General features: G+C 73.0%; 20 protein-coding genes. 7 read left to right on the forward strand and 13 right to left on the reverse strand.

What is annotated here, in order from left to right; genetic code table 11:
* Window positions 1-86: 86 nt before the first annotated feature.
* Window positions 87-263 (forward strand): hypothetical protein, encoded by a 177-nt coding sequence (locus RFN52_RS35965; protein WP_184852968.1) that lies wholly within the window; start codon window positions 87-89, stop codon window positions 261-263.
* Here RFN52_RS35965 and RFN52_RS35970 read toward each other — a convergent pair.
* The 4 genes from RFN52_RS35970 to RFN52_RS35985 all read right to left on the reverse strand — a co-directional run bounded on the left by RFN52_RS35970 (window position 248) and on the right by RFN52_RS35985 (window position 4007).
* Entirely contained in the window at window positions 248-694 is a 447-nt protein-coding gene (locus RFN52_RS35970; RefSeq protein WP_184852971.1) for a type II toxin-antitoxin system PemK/MazF family toxin, read from the reverse strand. The two genes, RFN52_RS35965 and RFN52_RS35970, sit on opposite strands and share 16 nt — an antisense overlap.
* A 43-nt stretch (window positions 695-737) precedes the next feature.
* Window positions 738-2207, reverse strand: coding sequence for an SPFH domain-containing protein (locus RFN52_RS35975; protein ID WP_184854163.1), 1470 nt, complete (start codon window positions 2205-2207; stop codon window positions 738-740).
* Between the two features lie 134 nt (window positions 2208-2341).
* Entirely contained in the window at window positions 2342-2560 is a 219-nt protein-coding gene (locus RFN52_RS35980; RefSeq protein ID WP_229855994.1) for an NfeD C-terminal domain-containing protein, read from the reverse strand.
* Between the two features lie 19 nt (window positions 2561-2579).
* Window positions 2580-4007, reverse strand: coding sequence for an amidase (locus tag RFN52_RS35985; RefSeq protein WP_184852974.1), 1428 nt, complete (start codon window positions 4005-4007; stop codon window positions 2580-2582).
* A 299-nt stretch (window positions 4008-4306) separates the two neighbouring features.
* Between RFN52_RS35985 and RFN52_RS35990 the strand changes: the two genes are divergently transcribed.
* Window positions 4307-5695: a glycoside hydrolase family 43 protein gene (locus tag RFN52_RS35990; protein ID WP_184852977.1), complete on the forward strand. Its 1389-nt coding sequence runs from the start codon at window positions 4307-4309 to the stop codon at window positions 5693-5695.
* Between the two features lie 16 nt (window positions 5696-5711).
* Here RFN52_RS35990 and RFN52_RS35995 read toward each other — a convergent pair whose 3' ends face one another.
* Complete coding sequence (locus RFN52_RS35995) at window positions 5712-7472, reverse strand: hydroxysqualene dehydroxylase (RefSeq protein ID WP_184852980.1); 1761 nt, start codon at window positions 7470-7472, stop codon at window positions 5712-5714.
* Between the two features lie 176 nt (window positions 7473-7648).
* A complete protein-coding gene (locus RFN52_RS36000) occupies window positions 7649-8098 on the reverse strand; it encodes a spore-associated protein (protein ID WP_184852983.1) in 450 nt (149 codons plus the stop codon).
* Between the two features lie 347 nt (window positions 8099-8445).
* On the opposite strand from RFN52_RS36000, the gene RFN52_RS36005 reads away from it, so the two are divergent.
* From RFN52_RS36005 to RFN52_RS36015, 3 genes are all read left to right on the forward strand, one after another.
* On the forward strand, window positions 8446-9363 hold the full coding sequence (locus RFN52_RS36005; protein ID WP_184852986.1) for an SCO2400 family protein: 918 nt from the start codon (window positions 8446-8448) through the stop codon (window positions 9361-9363).
* Window positions 9364-9568: 205 nt separating this feature from the next.
* A complete protein-coding gene (locus RFN52_RS36010) occupies window positions 9569-10366 on the forward strand; it encodes a serine/threonine protein kinase (protein ID WP_184852989.1) in 798 nt (265 codons plus the stop codon).
* The gene (locus tag RFN52_RS36015; protein ID WP_184852991.1) at window positions 10363-11919 is read left to right on the forward strand and encodes a serine/threonine-protein kinase; all 1557 of its coding nucleotides are present in this window, start codon (window positions 10363-10365) and stop codon (window positions 11917-11919) included. Before RFN52_RS36010 ends, RFN52_RS36015 begins: the two co-directional genes overlap by 4 nt.
* 63 nt (window positions 11920-11982) lie before the next feature.
* On the opposite strand, the gene RFN52_RS36020 is transcribed toward RFN52_RS36015, so the two are convergent.
* Window positions 11983-13167 carry a hypothetical protein gene (locus RFN52_RS36020; RefSeq protein WP_184852996.1) on the reverse strand — a complete coding sequence of 395 codons (1185 nt, stop codon included), beginning with the start codon at window positions 13165-13167 and terminating at the stop codon, window positions 11983-11985.
* A gap of 322 nt (window positions 13168-13489) precedes the next feature.
* Here RFN52_RS36020 and RFN52_RS36025 point away from each other — a divergent pair, with 322 nt between their 5' ends.
* Window positions 13490-13918, forward strand: a complete 429-nt coding sequence (locus RFN52_RS36025) for a VOC family protein (RefSeq protein ID WP_184852999.1) — start codon at window positions 13490-13492, stop codon at window positions 13916-13918.
* Window positions 13919-13934: 16 nt separating this feature from the next.
* Here RFN52_RS36025 and RFN52_RS36030 read toward each other — a convergent pair whose 3' ends face one another.
* Both RFN52_RS36030 and RFN52_RS36035 read right to left on the reverse strand, forming a co-directional pair.
* The gene (locus RFN52_RS36030) at window positions 13935-15194 is read right to left on the reverse strand and encodes an MFS transporter (protein ID WP_184853002.1); all 1260 of its coding nucleotides are present in this window, start codon (window positions 15192-15194) and stop codon (window positions 13935-13937) included.
* 138 nt (window positions 15195-15332) lie between these two features.
* The gene (locus tag RFN52_RS36035; protein WP_184853004.1) at window positions 15333-15785 is read right to left on the reverse strand and encodes a YbhB/YbcL family Raf kinase inhibitor-like protein; all 453 of its coding nucleotides are present in this window, start codon (window positions 15783-15785) and stop codon (window positions 15333-15335) included.
* A gap of 104 nt (window positions 15786-15889) precedes the next feature.
* On the opposite strand from RFN52_RS36035, the gene RFN52_RS36040 reads away from it, so the two are divergent.
* Window positions 15890-16909: a sigma-70 family RNA polymerase sigma factor gene (locus tag RFN52_RS36040; RefSeq protein WP_184853007.1), complete on the forward strand. Its 1020-nt coding sequence runs from the start codon at window positions 15890-15892 to the stop codon at window positions 16907-16909.
* A 19-nt stretch (window positions 16910-16928) separates the two neighbouring features.
* On the opposite strand, the gene RFN52_RS36045 is transcribed toward RFN52_RS36040, so the two are convergent.
* From RFN52_RS36045 to RFN52_RS36060, 4 genes are read right to left on the reverse strand one after another with little or no spacing between them, the layout of a single operon-like run.
* Window positions 16929-18032 carry a CapA family protein gene (locus RFN52_RS36045; RefSeq protein WP_184853010.1) on the reverse strand — a complete coding sequence of 368 codons (1104 nt, stop codon included), beginning with the start codon at window positions 18030-18032 and terminating at the stop codon, window positions 16929-16931.
* Between the two features lie 14 nt (window positions 18033-18046).
* Window positions 18047-18502, reverse strand: coding sequence for an archease (locus RFN52_RS36050; RefSeq protein WP_184853013.1), 456 nt, complete (start codon window positions 18500-18502; stop codon window positions 18047-18049).
* A gap of 56 nt (window positions 18503-18558) precedes the next feature.
* Entirely contained in the window at window positions 18559-19161 is a 603-nt protein-coding gene (locus tag RFN52_RS36055; protein ID WP_184853016.1) for a DJ-1/PfpI family protein, read from the reverse strand.
* A complete protein-coding gene (locus RFN52_RS36060; protein ID WP_311241135.1) occupies window positions 19158-20174 on the reverse strand; it encodes a GlxA family transcriptional regulator in 1017 nt (338 codons plus the stop codon). The genes RFN52_RS36055 and RFN52_RS36060 overlap by 4 nt, the downstream gene beginning before the upstream one ends.
* Window positions 20175-20256 lie beyond the last annotated feature (82 nt).

The following is a 20256-nucleotide window of genomic DNA, read 5'->3' on the forward strand; positions in this document are numbered from 1 at the left end:
GTCCAGCAGCAGGCGCGGCCTCCCGGTCGTTCACGACGGCAGGAGGCGCTCAGACGGGCACCTGCCGATCCAGGGAAGGTGGCGGAATGAAACGACCCCGGCCGAACGGCACGTGTCCCACCGGAAAGCTCCGCTACCGCGACCGCATCGCCGCCCTCCTCGCCCTCGGCCGCATCGACGACATCGACCCCCGTCGCGGCGAGAAACGTGCCTACCGGTGCCCCCGCTGCTCAGGCGGACATGCCGTTCAGCTCCAGCCGTAGCGTTCCTGCAGCCGGCGTCTGACCAGGTTGAAGCGCATGCGGTCCAGGGCGCAGGCCTCCCGGCGCATGCCGGCCTCGTGCAGGCGCAGCACCCGGTCCACGTCGACCCACGAGTCCCGGCCGGTCCGGTCCCACGGTCCGCTGCCGATCGGCACCCACTCGGCGTCGCGGTCGTGCCGCTTGCTGGACAACTGCACGGCCAGGAAGGTGCCGCCCGGCTCGCGGGCGACCACCAGCACCGGGCGGTCCTTGCCGCGGCCGTCGTTCTCCTCGAAGGGGACCCACGTCCAGACGATCTCCCCGGGGTCGGGGTCGCCGTCGTGCGCGGGGGAGTACTCCGTCCGCACCCGGCCCACCTCGCGCGGGTCGGCCTGGACGGTGGCGGAGGGGCCGTGACGGCCGGGGACGTTCTCGTCGGCAAACGTGCTCACAGGGGGCACCTTAGAGGCCGCCCCCGTGAGCACGCCGTCCGGGTCACTTGTCGTCCATCGGCACCTTCTGGACCTGACCGTTGAGGGCGGAGGCGTCCTGCGGCGCCTGCCCGTTGCGGTCCATCGACGCGAGCAGCTGACGGGCGAGGCCCAGTCCCGTGCCGCCCATGGTCAGTGCCTTGGCGAACATGTCGGCCATGCCGTCGGCGCCGTTGAGCAGCACCATGTTGTCGACGTTGCCGAAGGCGGACGCGCCGGCCTTCACGATCTCCGGCCAGTTCTCGGCGAGTTGCTGGGCGACGACGGCCTCCTGGTTCTCGGCCAGGGCGGCGGCGCGGGCCTTGATGGCCTCCGCATCCGCGAGGCCCTTCGCCTTGGCCGCCTCGGCCTCCGCCAGACCCCTGGCCCGCGCCGCTGCCGCCTCTGCCTCACCGGTGGCCCGGGTCGCCTGCGCGGCCGCCTCGCCCCGTGCCGTGGTCGCCTCGGCCTCGGCGCCCGCGGCCGCTTTGACCCGGGTCGCCTCGGCCGCCGCCGCCAGCTCCGTCTCCTTCGCCTGTGCCTGCGCCGACGAGATCCGCGCGTCGCGGTCGGCCTCGGCCAGGGTGCGCGTCTCGTAGGCCGCCGCGTCGGCGGGTTTGCGGACGTCCGCCTGGAGTTGCTGCTCGCGCCGGTGCGCTTCCAGCTCCGCGACCCGCGTCTCCTGGACGACGACCTCCTGCCGGGCACCGGCCTCGGCCAGCGGCCCCGCCTGCCGGGCCTTGGCGGCCGCCTTGTCGCGCTCCGCCTGGTAGCCGGCCTGGAGGATCTCACTGTCCCGGGTCGCCTCCGCCATCCGGGCGAACGACTGCTGCTCGGCCTCGGTGGCCAGCCGGTTGGCCTCCGCCTGGGCGATGCGCGCGTCGCGCTGCACGGCCGCCGCGTGCGGCATGGCGAGGTTCTGGATGTACCCCGTAGGGTCCTCGATCTCGTGGATCTGCAGCGAGTCCACGATCAGGCCCAGCTTCTCCATCTCGGTGCCGCACGCGGCCCGCGTCTGCCCGGTGAGCTTGTCCCGGTCCCGGATCATGTCCTCGACCGTCAACCCGCCCACGATGGACCGCAGATGACCGGCGAAGACGTTGTGCACCCGCTCCGACATCAGCTTCTGCTGGTCGAGGAACCGGCGGGCCGCGTTGGCGATGGACACGAAGTCGTCGCCCACCTTGAAGATGACCACGCCCCGCACCTTCAGGGGGATGCCCTGGTGCGTCACGCAGTCCACGTGGAGCTCGGTCTCGTTGAGATCGAGCGAGAGCTTGCGCACGGCCTGCACCCCGGGCATCACGAGCGTGCCGCGCCCGGTGACGATGCGGAACCCCATGCCCTCCTCAAGGCCCTCCGTGCGGTGCTTGGACCCCGAGATGATCAGTGCCTCGTTGGGTTCGGCGACCCGCCACATGAGTTTGAACAGACCGATCAGAACGAGGACGGCGGCAACCGCCACCCCCGCAACGACGCCGACGACCATCGGCATTCGCCCCCTCTGCATGGTGCCCTCTCGGCACCGAACGAAGGGGAGTGTGCTCCTCGGCGGAGCCCCGGTACAGACACCTGCGCATCCTTGGCCGAAGCTTGACGCGTACGGCTCTCACCTGCGTCGCAACGGGCTCAACTGTCGTACGCCGCCGTGACGTAGACGGTCCTCGGGGGCAGGTACTCGACCACCATCACGACCGTGCCCGTCTCGATGCGGTCCGCCGCGGAAGCCGGGTGGGCGAGGAAGTGCTCGGCGCCGCCGCGCACGCGGACGATCACCTCGCCGACCAGCCCGGGCCCGATCGTTCCGGTCACCCGCCCCATGAGCCCGACCATCGACGCGTCCGCCATGAGGACAGCCTACGGTCGCTCAGGCGGCGGCGGAACGTGCCGTGAGCGGCGGCGACGGCCACTTCTCGGCCCAGCGCAGCTCCGCCTCCAACTGCGCGGCCACCTGCACGAGCAGCGGCTCGCTGTTCGCCGGGCCCAGCAACTGCGCGCCGACCGGCAGTCCGTCCGGCGTGAACCCGGCGGGCACGTTGACCCCGGGCCAGCCCAGCACGTTCCACGGCCAGGCGTACGGGCAGGCCGCGATCATCGCCCGGTCGGTGGCGAACCCGCTGAGTTCGAGCAGGGCGCCGATGGGCGGCGGGGGAGCGGCGGTCGTCGGCGCGAGGACGACGTCGTAGGAGGTGAAGAAGGAGCCGATACGCCGGTGCAGCGCGGTCTCCGCACGCCGGGCCGCCCGCAGCGGGGCACCGCCGAGCAGCCGGCCCAGCCGGGCGGCGTCCCGGGTGCGCCGGTCGAGCAGCGCCGGGAAGGGCGCCTCGCCCACGCGCTCGGCGATCCCGGCCGTGGCGCGCGGCACGAAGGTCAGCCCGATCTGCCCGTACGGCGGATCCGCCTCCTCGACGAAGTGCCCCAGTGCGGCGAGCCGTTCGGCCAGTTCGACCACGCGGGTCCGCACCTCGGGCAGGAGCCGGGCGGGCACGGCCGTGAACGGCGGCTTGAGGGAGAGCGCGATGCGCAGCCGGCCCGGATCGCGGCCGACGGCCCCGGACACGTCGAGGTGCGGGGGCTGGTGCGGGTCCTGGGCGTGGTTGCCGCTCGCCGCGTCCAGCAGCAGGGCCGCGTCGGCGACCGTACGGGCCAGGGTGCCGTTGACGGTGATGCCCTGGAAGGACTCCCCGCGCGGCCACGTCGAGACCCGGCCGCGCTGCGGCTTGATGCCGACCAGATGGGTCCACGCGGCCGGGATCCGCACCGATCCGGCGCCGTCCGAGCCGAGCGCGGCGGGCACCAGGCCGGCGGCGACCGCGGCGGCCGACCCGCCCGAGGAACCTCCGGGCGTGTGCTCCGTGCTCCACGGATTGCGAGTGGCGCCGAAGGCGGGCCCCTCGGTGAAGGGCCACTGCCCGAACTCGCAGGTGTTGGTCTTGCCGATGATCACGGCACCGGCCGCGCGCAGCCGCCGTACCGCCTCGCCGTCCTCCGCGACCGGCGGGAACTCCCCGCAGCAGCCGAACGCGGTCGGCTCACCGGCCACGTCCATGTCGTCCTTCACCGCGACGGGGACGCCGAGCAGCGGCTTCCGTGCGCCCGGGGACGCCAGCTGCCGGTCCGCGGCGTCGGCCTCGGCGAGCGCGGCTTCGGCCCGGACGATCCGGAAGGCGTTGAGAGTCCCCTGGGACGCCTCGATCCGCGCCAGCGTCCGCTCGACCAGCGCCCGCGACGTCACCTCACCGGCGGCCAGTGCACGGGCGGTCTCCGCCAGGCCTTCGGAACGGTCGAGCGCCATACGGACACCTCCGGAATCGGCTGTCTACCGAACGGTAACGTCCGGTGGCCGGTGGTGGAATGCCGACGACAGGAGTGTAAGTTCACCCGCCGGCCACAGCTTCCTCACTGGGCGCATCGGCCCCTGTTCAAACCATTGACGGCCCGTCCCGTCGCCCTTACGTTCTGAGCCCTCGTCGTCGATCGATGTTCCGAACCTTGTTCGGTATATCGAACCTAGGCGTTCTGGGTCCGGGTGTTCCCGATCCGGGTGTTCCAGTTCCACGTGTCCAGTTCCAGGTGTCCCAGGGAGAGCCCTCCGTGACCTCACACCCCGCCGCCCCGTCCCGCCGCACGCTGCTGCGCGCCCTGGCCGCCCTGCCCGCCTCGGCGGTCCTGCTCGGCGAGACACCCGGCCTCCTCGGCACCGCCCTGGCCGCCGCGCCCCCGAACGGCTCGGCCACCCGCTACACCATCGTGCCGTTCCTCAACAGCGACGACGGCACGGTCAACGTCTACCAGTCGGACGACGCCACCGACTTCCGGCTGCTGCGCTCCTCCGCGTACACCCCGCCCGCGAACCGGATCCGCGACGCCTCCGTCATCAGACACACCGACGGCTTCTACTACGTCACCTACACCACCCACACCTGGCAGGACCCCAGCACGACCATCGGATTCGCCCGCAGCTCCGACCGCGTCAACTGGACGTTCCTGTACGACTACACCGTCCCGGTCGCGGGCCTCTCCCGCGCCTGGGCACCCGAGTGGTTCGTCGACAGCGACGGCAGCGTGAGCATCATCGTGTCCTGCTCCACCGCGAACGACGAGTGGATCTTCACGCCGTACCTGCTGAGGGCCGCGAACTTGTCCCTGACGGCGTGGGGTTCACCCGTCGCCCTGTCCGGCATCGGCGCCAACCACATCGACACGTTCATCGTGAAGACCGGATCGACGTACCACGCCTTCCCCAAGAACGAGACGACGAAGTACATCGAGTACGCCACCGCCTCGAACCTCACCGGCCCGTACACGATCCGCCGGACCGGCGACTGGGCGGGCTGGGGCAGCTACCGCGAAGGTCCCGCTCTGGTCCGACTCGACAACGGCGGCTGGCGCATCTTCTTCGACGGCTACGGCGACGGCTCCTACTACTACAGCGACAGCTACGACACCTTCGCCACCTGGTCGGCCCCGGCCGCGCTGCCCGCGATCTCCGGCACGGCACGGCACTTCACGGTCGTCAAGGAGACGGTCACGGGCGGCCCGACCCTGGCCCGGAACGTCACGCGCTCCTTCCGCTCGGCCAACTACTCCACCCGCTACTGGCAGCAGCAGTCCTCACTGCTCAACCTGCCCGTGGTCAGCGCCGCCGGCACCACCGCCGAGAAGCAGGCCGCCACCTTCACGGTCGTTGCCGGCCTCGCCGACGGCAGCGGCTGCTCCTTCCGCGACGCCGCCGGGAACTACCTGCGCCACTGGGACTTCCGCGCCCGCTTCGACCCGAACGACGGCACGAGCACCTTCGCCAAGGACGCCACGTTCATCCTCAGGGCCGGTACGGCATCGGGTTCCGTCCGCTTCGAGTCGTACAACTACCCGGGGCGCTACCTGCGGCACTACGCCTACCAGCTCCGCGTGGAGCGCTCCGACGGAACGGACCTGTTCCGGCAGGACAGTTCGTTCGTGCCGGTGACCGCCTGGGCCTGAGCGATTCCATGGGCTCTCAGCCGACGTCGAAGACGTTCGGCAGGCGGAGGCGGTACCGGGTGCGGTCGTGCCGCTTGAGTGCCTCCAGCTCGGGGGCCCGGTACAAGGGGGTCACGGTGCACCGCTCGGCGGTCGAGCCGGTCTGTTCCAGCAGGGCGTTGACGGCTTGCCGGGCCGAGGAGTTGGCGCCCTCCATGGTGGCGAGATCGATGGGCACCGCCACGTAGTCGCCGGCCAGGAAGAAGTTGGGGATCCTCGTGGCCGACCGCGGGCGGTGGTGGAAGGTCCCCACCGGGTGGATCAGCAGTTGCTCCTCGTTGACCGGGTGCGGAGTGCCCAGTCCGTCCACGGCCGGATCGAGGAACCAGGAGTGCAGCACGGAGTCCTTCAGGACCGTACGGCCGCTGTCGTTGAGCGCCGCCTTCAACTGCGCCCACACCTCGCGGGCGACCTCGGTACGGGTGCACTGCTTGGCCGTCTTGCCGTACAGGATGCCCGGGCGGTCCCACTCGGAGACGTCCACGGACAGGCAGTCCGCGACCGTTCCGTCGCCGAAGTCGGCCGGGAAGTCGTGGCCCGGCCAGTGCTGGGCCTGCGCGATCGCGGTCAGCGACCACGGGGAGTCGATGAGGTCGAGGTGGCCGTGCAGGATCGGCGTGCGTTCGGTCAGATAGAACTGGATGCCGGTCATCCAGTCCGTCTCCAGCCGGTCACACCCGGCGAGTTGGGGGTCCGCGGCGCGTACGGCGGAGTTCCAGGTGCGGCGGGCGTGCTCGACCGGCATCGCCGAGATGTAGTGGTCGGCGGTGACCGTCCGGCGGGCGCCCTGGGGGTCCTCCACGACGGCCCCGGCGATCACACCCCCGCCCAGGGTCAGGTCCCGCACGGTCCAGCCGACGCGGAAATCCACCCCGAGTGACGTCAGGTACGTCACCCAGGGGTCGATCCAGGCCTCGTTGGTGGGCGCGTTGAGGATCCGGTCCAGTGGTCCGTCCGCGCCCCGCCCGAGAAGATTGAAGGCGAAGGCCTCCAGCAGGGTGGCGACCGTACGGGTGCTGGCCTCCTCCGCCTTGGTGGCCACGATGTTGCGGGTGATGCCGACGGCGAGGATCCGCTGGTAGTCGTAGGACATCCGTCCGGCCCGTACGAAATCCCACCACGGCATCCGCTCCCACACGTCGTCGCGGCGCTCGTCGCAGCTGGTGAGGAAGACCAGAAAGCGGTTGGCGAAATAGAGGGCCTCGTGGAGGGGGAGGTTGAAGGCCGTGTCCAGGACCGAGGTGAAGGCGCGGCGGATCTCGTCGGGGGTGAGTTCGGCCGGGGTGTTGCCGGGCCAGGGGAGCGGGACCCGGATGTCCTCACGGCCGCCGGACCGGGCGAACAGCATCTCCTTGGGGGCGACGAGGTTGTCGTGGACGCCGCCGGGGTTGCCCGGGAACGGGATGCGCCGCATGGTGTCGGGCAGGTTGTGGTAAATGCCGGGGATGAAGCGGAAGCCGTGCTCCCCCGGCAGGGGGCGGCGGCCGCCCGTGCCGCTGCCCGGTACGTCCATGCTGCGGGCCTTGCCGCCCAGCGCCTTGCGCTCGTAGACCGTGACCCGGAAGCCCCGCTCGGCGAGTTCGTGGGCGGCCGTGAGCCCGGCGACACCCCCGCCCAGTACGGCCACGGTCTGTGCCGCCGCGCCGTTCTCGGCCGAGGCCCGCTGGGCCGTCGTGAGGGCGAGCCCGCCGGTGGCCGCGGCGGTGCCCAGGAATCTTCTGCGCGTGGTGCCGCTCATCGCTACCCCTTACCATCGGTAACACCGGCGCACGAGGATAGGGGTGAGGCGGTCAACCCGGAAGGCGAGACGCGACCTTGGCTTGATGCCGCCGCACCCGGCGGCGTCAAGGGGACCGGGCCATCACGGCCCCCGCGGAGCGCGGCAGGGGATGCGATGGCCCGGCTGGAGGGGGGTCAGCGGGTGAAGGTGACCCGGTGCTCCTTCAGGGAACCGCAGTTGGAGCCGTACACCTGCACGTACGTGTTGGCGATGCTGCCGCCCCAGTCGACGCAGTGGCCCTTGCCGTACGCGTACACCGGTCCGGCGTACGACGTGAACAGGCCCTCGTCGTAGTGGCTCTCCTCGGTGTCCGGGACGTAGATCCAGGCGGACATGTTCACGGCCCCGCCCGGGTTGTTGCGGATGGTCGCGACGCAGTTCCGGCCGTTGGAGGCGTTGTAGGTCAGGTAGACGGTCCCCAGCGAGCCGACGGTCGCCGAGTTGACCGTCTTGTAGCCGCTCCCGCAGACCTTCTGCGGTGTGGTGTTGGGCGCGGCCGAGGCCGGCGACGCCAGGGCGGTCATGGTTCCCACGGACAGTGCCGCCACGGCGGACGCGGCCAGGACGGAACGGGTGAATCGCATATTTCCCCCTTGCAACTCTTCGAGGTGGTTGCTCCTGCATGGTGTGACCCGCGCAGCATGCAAAGGGTTGTGCGCCAGTTCGCAGGAAAATCAGGGGAGTTGGGGATGGGCGCGGGCGGAGGGCGTGTGCCGTGATCGCGAGTGCCCGAGCGTTCCCACCCGCCGTTCCTTTTACTCGCGAGTCACTTGTGGCACACGCTAGATCCAGAGGATCTGTGCAGGGGTGTCACACGGACTGCACACCGCCCTTCCAAAGTCTCGTTAGCGTTACGGCTCGATCCCACGTGCGAACGTGACCAGGCCGCGGCCGGCGAGCCGCCGGAACAGCCAGATCGGGAAAGCCACACATGGACTACTGCTCGTCGTGCCGTCGGCACCTCAACGGCGCCCTGGTCTGCCCCGGGTGCGGCGCCTACGCCCCGGACATCGACCCCCGTGCCGTCGACGGCCGGACCGGCCCGGCCCCCGCGCCCGCCACGGCCCCGGGCGGACCGGCCGCCTGGGAGTACCCGGCCGCAGCCGGCCCGTGGCACGACGGCACCGTGTGGGACGAGCCCCGCGCGCGTACGCACGAAGGCCTCGGCTCGTCCGACGAGTACGACTCCCCGGACGCGGACGCGGACGCGGACACGGACACGGCCGAGGGCTTCGAGGCCCGGCCGCAGGGGCGGGCGGCCCGGCGTCGCCAGCTGGCCCGCTGGAAGAAGAACCAGCGCCGGGCCGTGGTCGCGACGGCGGTCGCGCTCGTCGGAGGCGGTCTGACCGTCGCCGCGCTGAACGGGAACGCCAAGCCCGGCGTGCAGGCGGCCACGACGCCGCAGGACACGACCATGGGCGGCTCCGTGGGGGAGGCGCCCACGTATGCCGAACCGACGTCGAGGCAGGCCGGCACCCCGCGCTCCGAGGCCGCCCCCACCACTCCGTCGCACGCCGATCGAGCCTCGCGCCACCAGCAGTCCCGGGCCGCCGACCCGCGCACCACGCCCGCCGGCACGCGGACGGACGCGGCCGCCTCGCCCCGCGAGCTGCCGCTGACGACCCCGCCCCGGCGCAAGACCGTCACCGACACCGTCGAAACGGCCACCGACGACGCCGCGTCCGACGCCACCGAGCCGACGACGCCGCCGGCCGCCGGGTCGGGCTCGGACGCGCAGCAGCCGACGTCCCCGTCGACGCCCCCGCCCGCGGCGACCACTCCACCCGAGACGTCCCCCTCCGACACCAAGCCCAAGGAACTCTGCCTGCTCGTCATCTGCCTCGGCTGAGCGCACGCGGTCGCCGCCAACCGGCGCCCGCGCGCAGCCGCCCCGCCGGACCGGAACCGCGAGGCTCCGTACGACCGTCTCCCAGCTCGTCGCGCAACGCCGGGAAACCGCCCCCAGAGGCGGCCCCGCCTGCTCCGCGGCAAGCGGAAGCCGACCGTACAATCCTCGCGACCAAATCGGGGGCGACATCAGCGGGGGAGTCCGCGTGGAAACGATCATCGTGCAGTTGCCCGGTACCACCCAGTGGGGTGCGGAGGAGACGGGCAGTCCCGAACTGATCCACCTGGGACCGGGGGACATCGCGGACTTCGGACGCGGCGGGGCGGGAGTGAGCATCGTGCTCACCGACCCCGGAATCTCCCGCCGGGCCGGGCAACTGGAAGCCGCGGGCGACTACTGGCGGCTGTCCAACTTCAGCCGCAGCGTGTCGTACGTGGTGGAGAACCTCGAGGGGGCCGGCGAGTACCTCACCGTCGCACCCGGGCGGCTCGGGGCGCCCGTGCCCTTCGAGTTCTCCCGCGTGGTGCTGCCCGCCCTGTCCGGCACCGCCACGTTCAAGGTGTTCGCACCCCAACACGCCTATCTCGGCGAGCAGTCGGTGCCCGGCGGCGGCGAACAGACCGTCCACCCCTTCGCCCTGGACCCGACGTCGAAGTACTTCCTCGTCCTGGTGGCCCTGTGCGAACCCCGTCTGCGCGACCCCTCCGACTCGGCACTGCCCGGCGTCGGCCAGATCGTGGAGCGGCTGCGGCCCCTGGAGTCCTGCCGGGAGCTGACCCGCTCCGCGGTCAACTACCACATCGACTACCTGGCCTTCGCGAAACTGCGCCTGGACCTCGGTGAGGAAGCCACGACCGCGGGCGACGGCGGCCGCACCGGCGCCAAGCGCACCCGGCTCGCCTCCGTCGCCCTGCGCTTCGGTCTGGTCGGCGAGGAGCACCTCGCCCTGCTGCCGCCCCGCGGCGCGGGCCGCCTCACCGACCAGCAGGAGGCCCGCGCATGACGACGCCCGAGGAACGGGACGACGAGCTGGAAGCGCCCCGCCCGCCCGGGCTCCCAGAGGGCTTTCGCATCGAGGGCTGGGAAGTGGGCGCGGTCATCGGCTCCGGCGGCTGGGGAACCGTGTACGAGGCCCGGACGGCCGCCGACGGCACGCCCGTCGCGGTGAAGGTGCTCCCGACCGGCGCCCTGGGGCCCGGGCAGCGCGCGGCGCTCGGTGAACTCGTGGCGCGCGAGGTCCGGTTCAGCGCGGAGGCCGACCACCCCCACCTCGTCCGCACCCACGCCGTGTGCACCGTCGAGGCACCGGAACTGCCCGCCCTGGACGGCGCGATCGCGCTGGTCATGGACCGGGCCGAGGCCAGCCTGAAGGACGTGCTGGACGCCGCCGGAACGGGCGGGCCGATCGCGGACGCCGACCGCGTCCTGCGCGGAGTCGCCGCCGGACTGGCCCACATGCACGACGCCGGCTGGGTGCACGGCGACCTCAAACCCGCCAACGTGCTCCTGGGCCCCGGCGGCGAGGTGTGGCTGGCGGACTTCGGTCTCGCCGCCGAACTCGACGGCACCCACGCCCACTTGCCGCCGCTCGGCACCCTCGACCACCTGCCGCCCGAGTGGTGGTCCCAGCGCACCGGCACCCAGGGCGCCGTCGTCCGGCCCACCGCCGACATCTGGGCCTTCGGCGTCCTCGCCCACCAGGTCCTCACCGGCGGGCTCCACCCCTTCCCCGGCGCGACGGCCCGGGCCCGCTCGCTCGCCGCCCAGAGCTACGCACGCGGCACCGCGCCCCTGCGGCTCGACGCCGGCCTCGACGAGGACATGCGCCGGCTGATCGCCGACTGCCTGGCCCCGGACCACGCCGCCCGGCTCCCGCACACGGCCGGCAGCGTCGCCGCCCGGGTCGAGGCCGCCACCGCCTCTCCGCACCGCCGCCGAAGACGGATGCCCGCCCTCGCGGCCGGGCTCGTCGTGCTGACCGCCGCCGCGGTCGCCGGGGCGGCCCTGCTCGGCGGAGGCGAAGGCGGCCTCACCCAGGACGACGAACGCGACGGCGGCACGCCCACGGTCACCGGTACGCCCGGCCCGCTTGCCGGTGAGATCCCCGAGAACTCCGACGTACCCGAGGCATTGCGCCCCGTCATCGCCCGTGCGGCCCACCGCTGCTCCGACGAGGAGATCACGCCCGCCCTCCTCGCCGCGCTCATCAAGGCGGAGAGCAACTTCGACGCCACGGCCTCCCGCCCGGAGAGCGAGGAGTACGGCATCGCCATGTGGACGCCGTCGGTGTTCCGGGCCTGGGCCGTCGACGGGGACGGCGACGGCGACAAGGACCACATGTCACCGCCGGACGCGATCTCCACCATGAGCCTGTACGTGTGCTGGCTCGACCAGCGCTTCAAGCAGGCAGGGCTGCCGAAGAAGGACCTCCCCGCACTCGTCGCGGCCGGCTACCGCACCAGTGACCGCACGGTCATCGAGGAACGGGGCGTGCCGGAGCGGGTGCGGCCGCACGTGGACAAGGTGATGCGCTACCTCGCCGAGTACGAGGGCTGAGCGGCACGAACGCGAGCGGTGGGCGGAGCCGCAGCCCCGCCCACCGCTCGTCCCCCGTTCCCGTCACGGCCGCGGCGAGCCGCACTCCGGGACGTTCGGCAGCCGGTTGACCGGCGAGCTGATGTAGATGTTGGAGATGTAGCCCCCGTACTGGGGCAGATAGGCCCACCAGTCGTTGGTGTAGGGCGGCACACTGACCACCTCGCCCCGGGTCTGGCAGCCGACCAGCACCTCGACACCGGCCGGGAGCCGGGTGATCCGCTCGTCGCCCGTGGCCGGCCCCCTGCGGACGTTCACGAGCTCCCCCCAGGTGCCGAACCAGGTCCCGGCGGGCCGTACCCCGCCCGGCACGTTCAGCGAGCGGGTCAGCCGGCCGATGTCGGTGTACGCCTTGCCGTACGTCGTGCCGGTCGCGTGCAGGCTCAGTACGGCCACGATCGTGCGGTCGTTCGCGCCCACCGTGCCGGTGGTGTGCAGCGCGGGGCGGGTGAGGTCGACGGCGGCGGCACGGGGAGCGGCGGCCGGCTCCGCGGGCGTCGCCGCGGGTGTTGCCTGGGAGCCGCACGTGCCCTTGGCGAACTTCCCGGACCAGCCCTGCTTCACCGCCCAGGGCCGGTCGAACGAGCCGGCGATGCCGAAGTGCTGGTCGAAGTGGTCGGTGGCGGAACAGCGGGTGGAGCGGCGCAGGTTGTCCATGATGAAGGTGCGGACGGGCGCGGGTGCCTTCTCCAGGATGTACCGGTAGACGGCCACCGTGTCCCGGGCGGACATGGCCGTGTAGCCCCAGAATCCCGCGTACTCGGCGGGCGGTGCCACCGTGTCGCGCAGACCGACCTCCGGCCGGTCGAGCATCCGCTTGATGATCGCCGAGCCGCCGTACGTCGACCAGTAGTGGTTCGCGGCGTCGTCGTCGCTGCCGCGCAGCATCGGCTCCAGCCGGGCGCGGTCGGCCGCGGGGATGACGTAGTCGGGCCCGCGGCCCCACAGGAAGTCCAGTGCCAGCAGGAGCTTGACGACCGACGCGGACCGGAACTGCGCACTGTCGTTGACCTGTTCGGTGAACGTGCCGGTCTGGCGGTCGAAGACGGCGACGCCCGCGGTGACACCGGGCGGGATCTGGGCCGCTGCGGAGCTCTTGGTGGTCCCGGCCGCCCCTTCCGCCCGGGGGTGTGCGGCAGCACCGCTCGTGAGTGACGCGACCGTGACGACGGCCGCGAGCGCGGCGGCGCCGCGCAGGAGCATGCGCATGGGTGCCCTTCCTGGATCGCCCGGTTGTCCGACGGGACCTTGGCCCGCGGCGCCACGATAGGAGCCTGGGCGGGGCGGGCGCTCCTGACGGATGTCAGGGCTGCGGCGGAGCGGGCGACCTGCGGCTTCGACCCTGACAGGTCTCGGGCCGGATCGCCGTTGCCGTCCGGGGCGTTCTGCGCGGTGCTCGCGAGGCACGGCCGGAAACCGCTCGACGGCCGCCCCGGTGCCTGTCTACGATCCACCGGGCGGCATCGCGTGCCGGTCACCGTCCGGGTGAGGCATGGAGGCGCCGCGGAGATGCCCGTGGAGGCATTCAACCGTGTCAGTCGAGTTCAACCACACCATCGTCCTGTCCCGAGACCGGGAGAAGTCCGCTCACTTCCTCGCAGACCTCCTGGGACTTGAGGTCGGCGCACCGGCCGGGGTGTTCCTGCCCGTGACGACCGCCAACGGCGTCACGCTGGACTTCCTCACCATCGACGCCGACATCCCCCTGCAGCACTACGCGTTCCTCGTCTCCGAGGACGAGTTCGACGAGGCCCTGGCCCGTCTCGTCGAGGCCCGCGTCCCGATCCAGGCCGACCCGCACGGCAACCACCCACGCCGCATCAACCGCAACGACGGCGGCCGGGGGGTCTACTTCCTCGACCCGGCGGGCCACGGCCTGGAGATCCTCACCCGCCCGTACGGCACCGACCCGGACTCCGAGCTGAACGGGGTCACGGAGGACGTGCCCGGGGCGGTCTGACCCGGCCCCGGTCCGGTCAGCCGCCGTCCGACCGCACCGCCACGGAGGCCGGTTCGTCGCCGGCCTCCGTGGTGTCGTCCCGGCGGGGGAGCAGCAGCGGCGTGACGAGGAGCAGGGCACCGGCCAGCGCGATGGCCGTGCGGGGGCCGGTCCTTGCGGCCAGTACGCCCCACAGGGCGGTCATCGTCGCGGTGGTGGCCTTGCCGGTGGCCGACCAGGCGGACAGGGTGCGCGCGACCCGGCCCGCGGGGGTGCGGTCGAGGCGCTGTGTGGCGAGCACCGGGTTGTAGACCGCGCAGCAGGTGATCAGTCCGAACTCGACCAGCATGACCAGGACCAGGCCGGCCGCGCCGGGGCCGGTGAAGGCCAGGCCGACCGGCCAGCAGGCCCGCAGCGCTCCCGCAGTGACCAGGACCCGGTGCCGGCCGTGGCGGGCGACGAGGCGCGGGGCCAGGCGGGAGCCGAGCAGGCCGCCGGTGCAGGGCACCGCGAAGGCGAGGGCGTACTGCCAGGGAGCGAAGCGCAGGTCGTCGACCATCAGGATCAGCAGTGGCGGAGACGCCGCCATGATCAGGGAGTTGACCAGGAGGGTGTTGAGGAACAGCGGGCGCAGTGCCGGATCGGCCAGGATGTGGCGCCAGCCCTCCAGCAGGTCGCGGGCCCGGGTCACCGCGGGTTCCGGCCGTGCCGGGTGCTGCTCGGCGTCGCCGATCGCCCGGATGCCGGCGGCCGACAGCAGATAGCTCACCGCGTCGGCCACCACCGTCGTCACCGGGCCGAACAGGCCGATCGCGGCCCCGCCCAGCGGCGGACCGACCATGCTGGCGGTCCAGGCCGTCGCCTCGAACCGTCCGTTCGCCACAAGCAGGTCCTGCCGCGGCAGGAGATCCTTCAGGAACGCCCCGGCCGCCGCGTTGAAGGTGATGTCGGCCGCCGCCACGGCCACCGACACCAGCAGCAACTGGCCGAAGCTCAGCCGGCCGAGCGCGAACGCCACGGGGATGCTCAGCAGCACCGCGCACCGGACCAGGTCCGTCGCCATCATCACCGGCCGTTTGCGGCGGACCTCCACCCACGGCCCGAGGGGCACCGACACCGCGGCGCCGACCGCCGGTCCCACCGCCGCCAGCAGCGACACCTGCGTCGGCCCGGCGTCCAGGGCCAGGACCGCGATCAGGGCGAACGCGTCGAACGCGAGCCATGTGCCGGCCGTGCTGACCGCGTACGCGCCCCACAGCCACCCGAACCGCCGCCCCAGCGACCGTCTGCCCGCCATACCCGGCGCACTCCCCGCTCCCCCGGACAACCCGGCGTTGTCCGGGAGTCATCCAAGCGAGAAGCGGGCGGGCCGGGCAAACAACCGGACGGCACCCGTGCCACAACCAACCGTTGTGGGTTGGCTCGGGGTGGAGGCTCAGCGCTGGTACAGCCCCACCAGCTTCCCGTCCGCGAGGCGGTGCTTCTCGACCTCCTCGTGCACCTGGTCCGCGCGCGGCGCGTCGGGCAGGACGCACGGTTCGGACAGCGCGTAGAGCCGGAAGAAGTAGTGGTGGGCGTCATCACCCGGCGGCGGATGGGGGCCGCCCCAGCCGTGCTGCCCGTAGCCGTTGACGAGTTCCGTGCCGCCCGGTGGACTGTGCCCGGCCTCGACGCCGTCACTGTGCGGGTCGATGCCGACCACGACCCAGTGCGCGAAGGTGCCCGAGGGGGCGTCGGGATCCTCGCACAGCAGGACCAGTTCGGCCGCGTCGTCCGGCACGCCGCTCCAGGTCAGCGGCGGAGAGACGTTCGGTCCCTCGTACGCGTGCCGGCGCGCGATGAAGGAGTGGTCGTTGAACGCGTTGCTGCTCAGTTCGATGCCGGTCATGTGGCCCGGGGTACCCCCGGGGGCCCCGGGGCACACGGTTCGGACCGATTCCCCCGGGTACCCGGGGCAAGCCGGAACGAGGCGGGGGAGGGAGGAACCCGACGATGTCTCCCCTGACAGAACAGCCCGCGGCGGGTGTCCGCGAGGACCGGCGCGCCCCGGCCCGCACCGCCCGGCTGCGCAGCCGCATCCCCGAGCCCGACGAGGAGCCGGACCTCCTCGGCCAGTACCTCGCACAGATCTCGGCGACCCCGCTGCTCACCGCGGAGGACGAGGTGCGGCTCGCCCGGCGGATGGAGACCGGCCTGCGGGCGCTGGAGCTGCTGGACGCGGCCGACGCCGGGGAACACGACCTCACAGCGCGGGGACGCCGGGACCTGGAGGCGGCCGTCCGGGACGGACAGGCGGCCAAGGACCACATGGTCCGGGCCAACCTCCGGCTGGTGGTGTCGATGGCGAAGCGGCACGCCCACCGCGGCCTGCCCCTGCTGGACGTCATCCAGGAGGGCAACCTGGGGCTGATCCGGGCCGTGGAGAAGTTCGACCACACCAAGGGGTTCAAGTTCTCCACCTACGCGACCTGGTGGATCCGCCAGGCGATCGAGCGGGGCCTCGCGGCGCACGCCCGTTCCGTCCGGCTTCCGATGCACGTCGTGGAGCAGCTCCAGAAGATCGCCAAGATCGAGCGGCGGCTGCGCCTCGACCTGGGGCGTGAGCCGAGCGTCGGGGAGGTGGCCCGGGAGAGCGGCCTCGCCGAGGACAGGATCGAATGGCTGCGCCACGTCGGGCGGGACGCCGTCAGCCTGGACACGCCGGTGGACGAGTCGGGCGAGACCGTCGTCGGCGACCTCATCGCCGACACCGAGGTGCTCCAGGCCCCGGAGGTCGCCGAGTTCCGGGCGCTCGCCGAGGAACTCCGCGAGGCCGTCGGCACGCTCGCGCCCCGCGAGGCCATGATCCTCAGCCTGCGCTACGGGCTGCACGACGGGCACACCCGCTCGCTCAGCGAGGTCGCCCGGCGCGTCGGTCTGACCCGCGAGCGGGTGCGTCAGCTGGAAAAGGAGTCACTCGCCCGGCTGCGGGAGCCGGAAAGCCGCGAACGGCTGGTGGCGTGGGCGGGCTGACGTCCCACGCGCTCCCGCGTCACGCGGCCGGCGCGGCGAGGACCAGCGAACCGTCGGCCGCCTGCTTCACCCCCACCCCACCGCTGATCCGGTCCAGCGTGGCGCGCAGCCAGGCACGGTCCTCCCCGGACGCGGGCTCCAGCCGCAGCCGCCGCGCCCGGAACGGCACCATGCGCAGCCCGGCCAGCCGCCCGCTGTCCGGGTCGACCGACACGAGGAAGGCGAGCCGCAGGTCGTCGCGGTACTCCTCGTATCCGCAGATGCCCTCGTAGTCGTCGACGAAGTCGCCGCAGCCGTAGAGGATCAGCCGGCCCCGGTACACCTCCAGCGGCCGGGGATGGTGCGAGGAGTGCCCGTGGACGACGTCGGCGCCGGCGTCCACCAGCGCGTGTGCGAAACGGATCTGCTCCCGGGGGACGCGGTACCCCCAGTTCGATCCCCAGTGCACGGAGACGACGGTGAGGCCACCGGCCCCGCCGAGGCGCCGGACCGCGGCCTCGGCGGCGGCCCCCGAGAAGCCGGGCAGGTACGCCACACCCGGCCGGTCCGCGGTCGCCGCCCAGCCGGCCGGGACGCCGCTGGAGTCCGCCCCGAGGGCGAACACCCGCAGCCGCCGGCCGCCCGGGAGCGGGACCACCGCGGGTGCGTACGCCTCGCCGGCGTTCCGTCCCGCGCCCGCCGTCCGAAGCCCCGCCCGGGCCAGCACGTCCAGGGTCTCCAGCAGGCCCGGGCGGCCGAAGTCCAGGACGTGGTTGTTGGCGAGGACCGTCACGTCGGGCCGGGCCACGGTCAGCGCCGGCATGTTCGACGGGTGCATCCGGTAGTGGATCTCCTTGCCGGGCGCGAACATGCCGCCGCCCGTCACCGCCGTCTCCAGGTTCACGATCCGGGCGTCCGGGGCGGCCTCGTCCAGCACCCGCAGCGCCTCGCCCCACGGCCACGACGGGGCCACGGGCGCCGGCACCGGGCCGTGTGCCGACTCCGCCAGCCGGACGTAGGCCCGGGCGTCCTCGGCGTACGCCTCCCGCAGTGCCGGATCGCCGGGATGCGGGAGGATCTGGTCGACGCCGCGCCCGAGCATCACGTCACCGCACAGGAACAGCGTCACGACGCCGCCGCCCATCCCTCCACGGTAGGTCAGGCGTCCACCGTCACCGCACACGACCACCCGTACGGGTCCGGCCTCATCCGCAGCCGGTCCCACGCCACCGCCACCGGAACCGCCCCGGTGATCTCCACGTCCGCGATGCCAGCGACGGCCAGGCGTACGTCCAGCCCGCCGTCGGCCTCGTCCGCCTCCACGTCCACGGGCACCTGACCGTACGCCTCCAGCCGGAAGATGACCTCGTCCAGCAGCGCGGCGAGCAGGTCGTCGTCGCTGGCCGCGGGCAGCCGCACCCGGTCCACGGCCGTGGGCCGCACCCCGGTGACGTCCGCGAAGCACTCCACCATCGCCAGGACCGCCTCCGCCAGACAGTGCTCTCTGCACGCCGCCCACGCCTCGATCCGGATGTCGCCCGGATGAGGCACCGCCCGGTGCCCGCACTCACCCGGCTGCCGCCCTTGCCCGCCGTCGCTCGTGTCACCGCCCATGAACATCGCCTGCCCGAGGCTCGCCCTCCCATGCGGCCCCGCCCGCGTGTTGCGGATCAGACGGGCTCGTCCGCGAGGTAGGGCGGCGCCGGGTCGTACTGGATGTAGCGCCGTACGGCCCGCGCGTGCTCCCGGCCGTGCAACCGCCCGACCAGCCACAACGCACTGTCGATCCCCGCCGAGACGCCCTGGCTGGTGACCAGGTTCCCGTCCACGACGTAGCGGACGTCCCGGACCACCGTCACGTCCCCCCGCGCCTCCAGCGTGTCCTCCTGGCTCCAGTGCGTGGCCACCCGGCGGCCCCGGGCGGGCCCGGCGGCATGCAGCAGGAAGGTGCCGGTGCACACGCCGTGGACCCACGCCGCCCGCTGTGCCGTCTTCCCGATCCAGTCGGTCACCACCGGGTTGTGCAGCTGGCCCTCGCGCGCGCCCAGCCCGCCCGGCACATGCAGCACGTCCAGCGGCGGATGGTCGTCGAAGGTGTGGTCGGGCAGGACACGCAGGCCCTTGTTGCAGCGCACCGGCCCGGGGTTCTCGCAGACCAGCACCGCCGTGTCGCCGGCTTCCCGGAGCCGGGCCGAGACGGTGAAGACCTCCCAGGGCCCCACGAAGTCGAGCTCCTCGGCGTCCTCGAAGACCAGCAGGCCGTAGGTCGTCATGCGGTTCGTCCTTCCTCTGTGTAATCCGGCAAGGGGCCGAAAGGGCCCGGTGGTTCATGGGGCCCCGCGGTGGAGCGGAACCGGGCGCGGTAGTCCGACGGCGCCACGCCGAGCCGGCGGTGGAAGGTGCGGCGCAGGGTCTCGGCCGTGGCGAAGCCACAGCGGCGGGCGATGGCCTCCACCGGCTCGTCCCCGCCCGTGAGCGCGCGCTGCGCCGCCTCGACGCGCACCCGCTCGACGTACGCCGCAGGCGGCGCGCCCATCTCGGCGGTGAAGCGGCGCTGCAGATGACGCGGGCTCAGCCCGGCGCGCGCGGCGAGGCCCGCGATGTCGTGCCGGGCCCCCGGATCGGCGTGGATCGCGGTGACCGCGGCCCGCACCGGGTCCGTCGACGGCTGCCGCGACCACAGCGCCACACTGAACTGCGACTGACCGCCCGGCCGGCGCAGGAACAGCACCAGCCGGCGGGCCACCTCGTGCGCGATGTCCCGGCCCAGGTCATCCTCCACCAGGGCGAGCGCCAGATCCATCCCGGCCGTCACCCCGGCCGACGTCCACACCCGCCCGTCCCGGACGAAGATCGGGTCGCAGTCCACCCGTACCCCGGGATGCTCCCGGGCCAGCTGCTCCTCGCGGGCCCAGTGCGTGGTGACCCGCCGCCCGTCCAGCACCCCCGCGGCGGCCAGCAGGAACACCCCGCTGCACACCGACGCCACCCGCCGGGCACCGGCCGCCGCGGCGGCCACCCACGCGACCAGGTCCGCGTCCTCGCGCGCCCGGTCGACACCCTGGCCGCCGACCACCACCAGGGTGTCCGCCCCGGCCGGGTCGAGGTCCGCGACGCCGTGCCCGGCGTGCACGAGCAGCCCGCTCACCGACCGGACCGGCCCCGCCCGCCGCGCCACGACGTCGCAGGTGTACCCGCCCGCACTGTGGAACACCTCGTGCGGTCCGGTGAGGTCGAGCGGCTGGAAACCGTCGAAGACGACGAAGACGGTACGGCGATCGGTCACGCCCCTCACGCTCCACCGGCCCGCCCTACGGCGTCAACGACACGCATCCCACAGATCACGCCATGGGACGTCCACCGCGGCG

The sequence above is a fragment of the Streptomyces collinus genome (assembly GCF_031348265.1).
GTDB lineage: Bacteria > Actinomycetota > Actinomycetes > Streptomycetales > Streptomycetaceae > Streptomyces > Streptomyces collinus.